Raw genomic sequence first — 10,127 nt, forward strand, 5'->3', positions numbered from 1 at the left:
GCGGACCGCCGTATCCAGCGCCCGCTGCGGCAATCCGGCAGCGCGATCGTCCGTGGTGTAGAACCTTGAAAAGTGCTCGCCGAGAATTTCCGCCTCTTCATAGCCCTTGAAGCGTTTCGCGCCGGAGTTCCAGCTGGTGATGATGCCGTCGGCGTCGATCATGTAGATCGCGTAATCGACCACCGCATCGATCAGGAGCCGAAATCGCATCTCCTCCATCGCCCCGGTCTTGCTGTTATCGCTCATTCCACTCACCGCACACTGATATGAGCAGGAGTATGCGTGAATCCGTCGATTTGGGAAGCGGCGGGCTCGTTATCGATCGCCCACCAGCGCGGCAGCAGTTGCTGAATGCGATGCTCGGCAAAGCGATCGTCGATCAGCATCACCACGCCGCGATCCTCGCGGGTGCGGATCACGCGACCGGCGGCCTGCACCACTTTCTGTACGCCGGGAAACAGGTAGGTGTAGTCGTAGCCGGCGCCGAAAATCGCCGCCATGCGCTGCTTCATCTGTTCATTGACCGGGTTGAGCTGCGCCAGCCCCAGGGTGGCGATGAACGCACCGATCAGGCGGGCGCCGGGCAAGTCGATGCCTTCCCCGAAGGCGCCGCCCAGCACCGCAAACCCGACGCCCTGGCTGTCGGCGGTGAACTGATCGAGGAACGCCTGACGCTGCCCTTCGGCCATGCCCCGTGATTGCTGCCACAAGGTGATGTGCGGGTGCCGTTCGGCCAGCAACTGCGCGACCTGTTGCAAGTAGTCAAAGCTGCTGAAGAACGCCAGATAGTTGCCCGGCCGCTCGCTGAACTGGCGAGCGATCAGCTCGACGATGGGCGCCAGCGAAGCCTGGCGATGGTTGAAGCGCGTCGAGATGCGGCTGACGATGTGCACCTGCAACTGCTCGGCGCTGAACGGCGACTCTACGTCGATGCACACGGTATCGGCGGGTGTCCCGAGCAGGTCGGCGTAATAGCGGCGCGGGCTGAGGGTGGCGGAAAACAATACGCTGCTGCGCGCCGCTTTCAGGCGCGGGCCGATGAACGCGGCCGGCACCACATTGCGCAGGCACAGTTGCGACAGCGGTCGCTTGCGATCGAGGTCGCGCTTGCTGATGTCGAACAGATAATGCTCGTCGTACAGCTCCGCGACCCGGCCAAATTGCAGCAGGTCGAAGTAGACATTCTGCAAACCGCTGTCGAGCCCTTGCGGGCGATCGTTGAGGTAATCGCCGATGGCCGCGCAGCACAGCGAGATCGCTTGCAGCAGTTTTTCCGGCGCCTTGTCGTAGGCCTGATACGGCGCCAGTTGCGGCGCATGCAACGCGTTCCACTCGCGGTTGACCCGTTGCAGGACGTTTTTCAGCGCCTGCGGGGCGGTTTTGCGCACGCTGCCGAAGGTGCCCTGATCCAGACTGGCGCTGTACATCTGCCGGCCGCGCTCCACCAGGTTGTGCGCCTCGTCTGCCAGGACGGCGACTTTCCACTGATTGAGCTGGGCCAGCCCGAACAGCAAAGCACTGAAGTCGAAATAATAGTTGTAGTCGGCTACCACCACGTCGGCCCAGCGGGCCATTTCCTGGCTCAGGTAATACGGACAGACCGAGTGTTGCGCGGCGACGTCGCGCATGGCCGCCGGATCAAGCAGGTTAATGCGACTGGCCGCTTCGCGGGCGGCGGGCAAACGATCGTAGAAGCCTTGCGCCAGGGGACAGGATTCACCGTGACAGGCCTTGTCCGGGTGTTCGCAGGCCTTGTCCCGGGCGACCATTTCCAGGACCCGCAAGGGCAATGCCGGCGTCTGATCGAACAACACCTGACTGGCGTCCAGCGCCAGTTTGCGCCCGGGGGTCTTGGCGGTCAGGAAGAACACCTTGTCCAGTTGCTGCGGCGCCAGCGCCTTGAGCATCGGGAACAGGGTGCCGAGGGTCTTGCCGATCCCGGTCGGCGCCTGGGCCATCAGACAACGACCGGTGCTGACGGCCTTGAACACCGATTCGGCCAGGTGCCGCTGGCCGGGGCGAAAACCGGCATGGGGAAAGCTAAGGTGCTGCGCCGCTCGATTACGCGCATCACGGTGCGCCATTTCCTGTTCGGCCCAATGCAGAAACAAGCGGCATTGGTGCTCGAAGAAGTCCTGCAGGGTCTTGGCGTCGAAGGCTTCGACCAGGCAGGTTTCCTTCTCGCTGACGATGTCGAAATACACCAGCGCCAGGTTGATCTGCTGCACATCGAGCTTGCGGCACATCAACCAGCCGTAAACCTTGGCCTGCGCCCAGTGCAATTGCCGATGATTGGCCGGTTGCTTGCTCAGGTCGCCACGGTAGGTTTTGACCTCTTCCAGGCAGTTTTGCGCCGGGTCGTAGCCATCCGCCCTGCCCTTGACCTTCAGTTGCAGGTACTCGCCTTCCAGCGCGACTTCACTTTGATACTGCTCGCTACGCCGCGAAGCCACGGTGCGATGCCCGGCAATGCCTTCCAGCGCTGTGGGGGACGGTGTGAAACGCAGGTCGAGGTCGCCGCATTTCGCGGTGAACTCGCACAGTGCGCGCACGGCAATGCTGTAGCTCAAGCGCTCTGCTCCGCCCATTGCACGTAACACACGGCAACCGGCATCTGGTGTTGATGGCAGAACTCCAGCCAGCGCAGCTGGTTATCCTGCAAGCGGTCGCCGGGGCCTTTGACTTCGATCATCCGGTAAGTTTTGTGCTGCGGCCAGAACTGGATCAGGTCGGGCATGCCAGCACGGTTGGCCTTGATGTCGAGCAGCAGCCGGTTGAACCAGTGTTTCAGGTGTTCGGCCGGCAGACAGGCCAGTGCCTGCTCCAGCAAGGCTTCATTCAAGGCGCCCCAAAACACGAATGGCGACTGGATGCCCCACTTGGCGACAAATCGTTCGCGAATGGTCTGCGCATAGCGACCATCGTCGAGCTCAGCCAGACAGGCCTGGAACAGTTCGGCGCGGCGTTGCTGAAAGTCTTCATTCAGCAGATCCACCGGCCCGCGCTGGAACGGGTGAAAGAACGCGCCCGGCAGCGGCGCAAAAATCGCCGGCCAGCACAACAGGCCGAACAGCGAATTGATCAGACTGTTTTCCACGTAATGCACCGGGCCATCGTCGTCGTGCAGATGCGCCTGCACGTAGTACTCGACCGACAACCCTGGATCGCTGCGCAGCAGCTGCAGATCCAGGCGCTCCACCGGTCTGGCCGCCACGCGTTTCAATGGCGGACCACCGAGTTTGCGCCGCAGCCGTGGCACGATGCGTTGCAGGCCTTGTTGTTCGGCAGCACTCTCCACGGCCTGCTCCGCCACAGTGGCGAGTTCCAGGGCCAAGGCGTATTCACCGCAGCGCTCCAGCACCCGGATCATGCGCAATCGCGCACCCGGGTAGGCAGAGTCGCGGTAGATGTTCAGGGCCAGGGCAAACTCGGTGGTGCGCTCGCAATACTGGGCGATCTGGAACAGCACCTTGCCACGCCGCCGTTGCAGCCACGGGTTATCGAAATGCATGGCGCTGACCTGCTCGACAATGATCTCCAACGGTTCGCCGGCCTCGAAGCGCAGCTGGCAGGTGTGCAGAAACAGGCAGGCGTCAACGTCCTCGCGGCTGCGCAGGCCCCGGGAATCGGCGCAGAACTCGACTTTTTCGTAGGTGAAGATCCCGAGGTCGGCGAGGACGAACTCCGACCAGTCCTGGTACAGGTTGCCGAAGAACATCAGGCGCAAGCGGTCGCACAGGTCCATGATGGTCAGGCTGAACAGACGCTCGGCGAGCAACGGTGCCCAGTCGCACAGGCGGCGGGTTTCCGGGAACAGCCCGGCGAGTGCGGGCAGCCAGTCGTCCTTGCGGCCCTTGGGTTGCTCGATGAACGCGGCGAACGCTTGCAGGATTTCGGCCTTGAGCAACACCTCGAACACCTCGGCCAGCGCCAAGGGGGCGTGTTCATCCAGCCAGCCATGCTCCAGCAACGGTTGCGCAGCCTCGGCGATGTCACCGATCTCGGCATAAGCGAGTTTGCCGGCACGAAAATGCACGCCCTTGCGCATCACCATGCGCACCAGCAAACCTTGCGACGGTTTGGGCAATGCCTTGAAGTCGCGAATGAAGGCGTGCTCGGTTGCGCTCATCACATCGGCATAACGCAGCTCAAGCCAGTCAAGCACTTGCCGGAAGTTGTTGAGGTAATAGAACGGATCGTCGAGGGGATTGGCAGTCACGGAAATTCAGGGCCATGGCGAGCGAGTACTGGTTATGCGTACAGATACCAGCTCTGCCCCGTCCGGTGCAAACGGAAAAGGATCAGTGGCATTTTTTGACCGGCGCATCGAACTTTTTCCCGCGTGATAGCACCAACCGCGTTAGAAGACCGACATTGCTCGGTATCACATGGAACGAGGATCTAGAAGTGGGTATGAAAATCAAGACGCTGGGCATTCCTCTGGCAGTTGCGGCTTTGCTGGCTTTGGGCGGTTGCTCGACCCAGACCGTGGTCACCCTGCAGAACGGCACTCAGTATTTGACCAAGGACATGCCGAAGACCAAAACCAAGGACGGTTTCTATGAATTCGAGGATATTTCCGGGGCCAAGGTGAAAGTGCGCGCCGATGAAGTCGCCACTGTTCGCGAAGAAGACTGACACCCTGCTGCCGTTCGTTCCCACGCTGTGCGTGGGAACGATCAAGATCGCCGCCTCGGCAGCGCCTGCACAGGCGTCTCGGGTTATTCGAAAGCGGGCATGCCCGGGATGCTGTTGTCGCAACTGAAGTAGCTGCCGCCACGTCGTACCAATTCGCCTTGCAGGCGCTGGCAACGCTCCAGGTCCTGCTGGGCCATGCGGTCAATGCTCGGATTGCCGGTGGTTTGCGGCGGTGGTTTGCCGTCACCCAGGCGAATGGTCACGAAGGGCTGTTCGGGCTGGATCTGAAAACGGTTTTTCTCCTCGACCGGCTCGACCGCTTCGGTCTTGGCCGGGCTCGGCAGTTGCTCGCTGCTGATGCCGTAACGGCTCAGAATCGAGGTTTGAGGCAGATCGGCCCAGACATTGGCGGAACACAGCGCCAGTCCGACGAAACCGATAGACCCCTTGAAACTTCTCACGTGTGAATCTCCTGTACTCAATGGCAGCTAGCTATAGAACGTGTGTGCACGTGCTGGCTTTAGGCCGCTTTTCCTGTTTGCACAGGGTTTGAGTCAGAGAATGGCCATCGAGTCACTTCCAACACCCGATTGTGGCGAGGGCGCCAGCGCCCTCGCCACAGGTTGTGTGTTGCCAATCAATATCAGGCGATCACGATACCGTCGGCACTCAAGCTATTGAGCGCAACCCCGACCAGCGTCACCGAATCATTGCCAAACGTCAGCACCGTGTCCTGCCCCACTGTCGCTGCATGGGCACGCAAGTCGTCGGTCGGCAACACCCCCTGCACGCCCAGGAACACCAGTTTGTCGTTGGACGTAAACCCGACCACCCGGTCCTGGCCGAACGCCCCGTTGAACAGGAACGTGTCCGCCCCGCCGCCCGACTCCATCAGGTCGTTGCCGGCGCCACCGACGAAGACGTCATTACCGGCGCCACCCACCAGATGATCGTTGCCATCGAGCCCGAACAGCCAGTCACCGCCAGCATGCGCCTTGAGCGTGTCCGCACCGCTGGTGCCTTTGACGCTCGACTCATACTCGGTGAGGTTGTTGCCGACCTTCAAGCCGCTGCTGGTAACGCTGTGGGTCACGTCGTCCTTGAACAGCCCCCAGAGGAAGCCCGGCTCCTTGGTGACGATGCTGCCGATATCGCGGGTGATGCTGATCCCGCCTTTGGCATCGCGGATGTACAGGTTGCCGGCGCCGTCGTTGGCAAAGTCGAAGGTGTTCACCGATTTCTGCAAGTCGAGGGTGTTGTTGCCGGCGCCGCCGAGGATGACGTTGTAGCCGCCACTGTCGCGGAAGGTGTCGTTGCCGGCGCGGCCCTCCAGATAGTCGTTGCCACTGCCGCCCTGGATCAGGTCGTTGGCGTCGCTGCCGATGATAAAGGTGCTGCCCTTGTGGGTTTCGGCATTGCGATTGAGGTCCTGCACCCAGGTATTGGTGCGCGCCGGGTCCGACAGGTTGGCGACGATGATCGTCGAGTCCTTGCTGGTCAGGTCGTAGAACTTCGACTCGATGATCCGGTTCATGCCGTCGCCGTAAGCAGTCGGCAGGTGTGAGATCCAGGTCGGGATGTTGAGGATCGAGAACGGCAGCAGATTCCACGCGGTCGAGGCGTAGTGATCGTTGAAGCTGACGATGTTGTCGGTGGCCGATTCCTTCGGCGCGTCGTGCACGCCGATCGAGGCGCCGGTGAAGTTCGAGCCGTCGAGGGCGCGGAATACCGGATCGTTTTCGTAACCGACGTTGAGCACCTTGTCGGTGCTGCTCTGGGTCGGCGAGGCGTAGGCGATGTAGTTGGAATCGGCGAAGAACCCGCCCCATTTACCACCGCTCAGGTCGGCCATGCTGTTGACTGCCAGCCCGCCGAGGCTGTGGCCGCTGACCAGCACGTCCTTGCCGGTCAGGCCGTTGGCCTTGGCGAACGCCACGACATCACTGAGCAGGTTGCCGAAGGCTTCACCGACGTAGTTCCTGGCGTAGTCCTTGGGACCGAACGCCGCCAGCAGGTCGTTGATCACATCGCCGATGGAGTCGAGGATCAGGTTTTCCCGCGGGCCGCTGGTGCCGCGAAAGGCGATGCCGATTTCCGTCAGATGGCCCTGGGCGTCGTACTTGCCGAGGATTTCGACCTGCGCGGTAGCGTAACCGGCCTTCTCGCCGAAGAAGGTGCCGCGTGCGTCGGTCTTGCCTTCATACCCCAGTTGCGACGCGGTGATCGGCGTCCAGCCGGCCTTCTTCACGGCGTCGAGGGCGAGTTTTTCCGAGTCGGGGTTCCACGGAATGCCGGGGATAACCCCCTGGGAATCCGTGCCCCCCAGCAACGCCGTGACCAGCGTGGCCGGCAGGCCAAGGCCGAAGCCGTTGTGCTGATAACCCGTGGCAAAGCCGTTATCGAGGTTGTGGTAGGAATACAGCGTGATCGCCATGGCGTCGCTGAACAGCGCCTTGGAATCGGCTGTGCCGAAGTTCTTGTAGTCAAACACACCCATTGCTATTGCCTCTCTTTTGTTGGAATTGTCAGAGATAGCTCACAGCCAGGGCGCCCCTTGGGGGACGCCCCGGAGCATTTCAGAAACTACGTTTAGCGTTTAACTGCAGGAGTGAGGCTGCTGGCGATAGCGATGTGTCTGATTAATAAATGCAAACTGACACACCGCTATCGCGAGCAGGCTCGCTCCTGCAAGGAGTACTAGGCAAAAACGAATGCCGAGTCCGACAGGTTAGCCACTCCCACCCCGATCAGGGTTACGGCATAGTCGCCAATCTTCAGCACGGTGTCGGCCCCGGACTGCGACGCGTGCTGCTTGTAGTCGTAGCCCTGCCCCGCGCCTTCGACGCCCATGAACACCAGTTTGTCGCTGCCCTGGTAACCATTGATGGCATCGAAGCCGAACGCGCCGCTGAACAGAAAGGTGTTGTTGCCACCCACCGCCGTCATCACGTCGTTTCCGGCGCCGCCGACGAAGGTCACGTGGCCCTTGTCGCTGACCAGTTTGTCGTCGCCACCGAGGCCGAACAGCCAGTCACCGTCGGCGGTCGCGTGCAACGCATTGCCGTACGCATCGCCGTTGAGCGAATGGGTGTACTGGGTCAGTTGGTTGCCATTGCTCAAGCCCTTGGCCGTGACGCCCCAGGTGATGTCCTTGCTGCCCCACCACGACCCCGCCTCCTTGCTCACCAGCGCACCGATGTCGCGAGTCATGCTAATGCCGCCGTAGGCGTCGCGCACGTACAGCGTGCCGTCTCCGTCGTTGGCGAAGCTGAAGTTCTGCAACGGTTTCTGCAATTCGAAGGTGTTGTGGCCCTGGCCACCGAGCAGGATGTTGAAGCCACCGTCGTCACGGAACCGGTCATCGCCGGCACGGCCTTCAAGGAAGTCGTTGCCCGCCCCGCCCTTGAGCCAGTCGTTGCTGTCGGTGCCGATGATGAAGGTGCTGCCGGTGTGCGGCTCGCCGCTGCGCCCGAGGTCCTCGACCCAGGTTTTGCCCCGGGATGCTTGCTCCAGGTTGGAGACGATGATCGTCGAGTCCTTGTCGGTGAGGTTGTAGAACTTCGAGTCGATCACCCGATTCAAGCCATCGGCATACCCCAGCGAACTGTGCGCCGACCAGCTCAGCGGATTGATGATGCTGAACGGCACCAGGTTCTGTGCGGTGGACGCATAGTGGTCGTTGAAGTTGACGATGTTATCGGTGGTCGAATCATGCGGCTTGTCGTGCTTGCCCATCGAGGCGCTGCTGAACGTGGTGCCATCAAGCACGCGGAACACCGGGTCGTTCTCATAGCCGATGTTCAATACATTGTTGCCGGTGCTGCTCTGGGTCGGCGAGGCAAATGCGATGTAGTTGGCGTCCTTGAAGAACCCGCCCCAATTGTTCGCACTCAACTCGGCCACGCTGTTGACCCCGAGCCCGCCGAGGCTGTGGCCGCTGATCAAGACGTCCTTGGCAGCGATGCCATTGGCGATGGCAAACGCAGCGACGGCCTTGAGCAGGTTGTCGAAGGCGTTTTTCGCGTAGTTGCTCGCATAATCCGCTGGCCCGAACGCCGCCAGCAGATTGTTTTTCATGTCGCCGAAGGTGTCGCTGTAGTCCAGCCCGCCGGTACCACGGAAGGCCACACCGATACCGATCAGTTTGCCGGAGGCGTCGTATTTGCCGAGCACTTCGGCTTCGGCGCTGGTAAAGCCGTCCTTCTCGCCGAAGAACGTGCCCTTGTCGCCAACCTTGCCCTGATAGCCCAGCGCCGTCGCGGTCACCGGGGCCCAGGCCGTCGCGGGCAACGGTTTGCCGGTCGGTGTGTAGGCGTACAACGTCAGCGCGATGGCGTCGCTGTACAACGCTTTGCCATCAGCATTCTTGTAATCGAACAGTCCCATGCTGTGCCCTCTCTTCCTTCAAGACCGGCAGTTCTCGCAAGAACTGCCGGCATGCCTTAGAACTGCCAGTCGAGGGTCAGACCCACGCCGTGGTTCTTCTCGTTGTTACCGATCAGCCCGTTGTAATCCAGGTTCACCCGCACATCGCGATTGAGCGCAAGACCGGCGCGCACGCCCACCACCGCCGCATCACGATCCATCGACACGCTCTGCACGGTGAACGCGCTGTTGCCATTGGTGAAGGCCAGGTGGCTGTCCGCATCGACGCTGCTCAGGTTGTGCTGCCAGCCAAGGCTCGCCCCCAGTTCCAACTGATGCTGGTCCGACACGGCAAACGTGCGCTTGGCACGCACACCCAGGGTCGAGAGCACCACGTCGCGGTTGTCTTCGCCGCCTTTGAGCGCCGCCGCGTCACCCTTTTCGGTGAAGCTTTCGGTGTTCAGGTGCACGTACGACAGATTGGCGAACGGCTCCAGGTTCATCGGTTGCAGGCCCAGGTCGTAAGCCGCTTCAGTGAACACCTGAGTCGTGGCGGCGTCGTGCTTGGTTTTCTGTCTGCCGCTGACACCACCGAACTGCAGTTCACGCTTCACGTCCACGCGATGCCAGCTGTAGGCCGCACCGGCGGTCAGGCGCAGTGCGTCGATCTGATGCCCCAGGTACGCACCCAAGTGGTAGCTGTCGACCGACGCCGACGAATGCGTGCCACTGCCCATGTTCAACGAGCTGTCGCTGTAACCGGTAACGAAACCCAAGCGAGTATCTTCAGCAATCAAGCCGTCGACACCGGCCAGCAAGCCACTGATAGAGCTGTTGGAGTCGGCATTGTCATGCCCGCCATCGCTCTTGCCCCACGAACCCAGAACCTTGACCCAGGCGTTGCTGCGGTCATCGGTCGGTGCACCGGCGTTGAACAGGTCACGTTCGCGCAGACGCTCGCCCACTGCCTCACGCAGGTAACGGCTGTCGTTGATCAGCAGCGTGCCGATAGCCGGGTGGATTTCGCCGGACAGTTGCTGGAAGGCCTGTTGCGCCGAGGCCGCGTTCGGCGACAACAGCAGGGTTTCGAACAGCGCATTGCCCGCGCCCAGCCGTTCGGCAGC

At 61.5% G+C, this 10,127-nt stretch carries 8 protein-coding genes; 1 reads left to right on the top strand and 7 read right to left on the bottom strand.

Translation table 11 applies throughout. From position 1 onward, the window contains the following. The 3 genes from DBR24_RS34305 to DBR24_RS29080 form a co-directional block, all read right to left on the bottom strand. A partial coding sequence (locus DBR24_RS34305; protein ID WP_256591952.1) for a PAS domain S-box protein occupies positions 1-246 on the bottom strand: 246 nt, incomplete at its 3' end. 5 nt (positions 247-251) lie between these two features. Beyond that, positions 252-2,570, bottom strand: a complete 2,319-nt coding sequence (locus DBR24_RS29075; protein ID WP_128616417.1) for an ATP-dependent DNA helicase — start codon at positions 2,568-2,570, stop codon at positions 252-254. Next, positions 2,567-4,219 (bottom strand): VRR-NUC domain-containing protein, encoded by a 1,653-nt coding sequence (locus DBR24_RS29080; protein WP_128616418.1) that lies wholly within the window; start codon positions 4,217-4,219, stop codon positions 2,567-2,569. The genes DBR24_RS29075 and DBR24_RS29080 overlap by 4 nt, the downstream gene beginning before the upstream one ends. A 194-nt stretch (positions 4,220-4,413) precedes the next feature. On the opposite strand from DBR24_RS29080, the gene DBR24_RS29085 reads away from it, so the two are divergent. Continuing rightward, on the top strand, positions 4,414-4,638 hold the full coding sequence (locus DBR24_RS29085; protein ID WP_123468612.1) for a YgdI/YgdR family lipoprotein: 225 nt from the start codon (positions 4,414-4,416) through the stop codon (positions 4,636-4,638). Between the two features lie 83 nt (positions 4,639-4,721). Here the strand turns inward: DBR24_RS29085 and DBR24_RS29090 are convergent, their stop codons facing one another. From DBR24_RS29090 to DBR24_RS29105, 4 genes are all read right to left on the bottom strand, one after another. Further along, on the bottom strand, positions 4,722-5,099 hold the full coding sequence (locus DBR24_RS29090) for a hypothetical protein (RefSeq protein WP_128616419.1): 378 nt from the start codon (positions 5,097-5,099) through the stop codon (positions 4,722-4,724). A 182-nt stretch (positions 5,100-5,281) separates the two neighbouring features. Continuing rightward, positions 5,282-7,135, bottom strand: coding sequence for a polyurethanase (locus DBR24_RS29095; RefSeq protein ID WP_128616420.1), 1,854 nt, complete (start codon positions 7,133-7,135; stop codon positions 5,282-5,284). A 200-nt stretch (positions 7,136-7,335) separates the two neighbouring features. Next, complete coding sequence (locus DBR24_RS29100; protein ID WP_128616421.1) at positions 7,336-9,024, bottom strand: polyurethanase; 1,689 nt, start codon at positions 9,022-9,024, stop codon at positions 7,336-7,338. 56 nt (positions 9,025-9,080) lie between these two features. Then, a partial coding sequence (locus DBR24_RS29105) for an autotransporter domain-containing protein (protein ID WP_128616422.1) occupies positions 9,081-10,127 on the bottom strand: 1,047 nt, incomplete at its 5' end.

The organism is Pseudomonas sp. HMWF006 (assembly GCF_003061205.1).
GTDB lineage: Bacteria > Pseudomonadota > Gammaproteobacteria > Pseudomonadales > Pseudomonadaceae > Aquipseudomonas > Aquipseudomonas monsensis.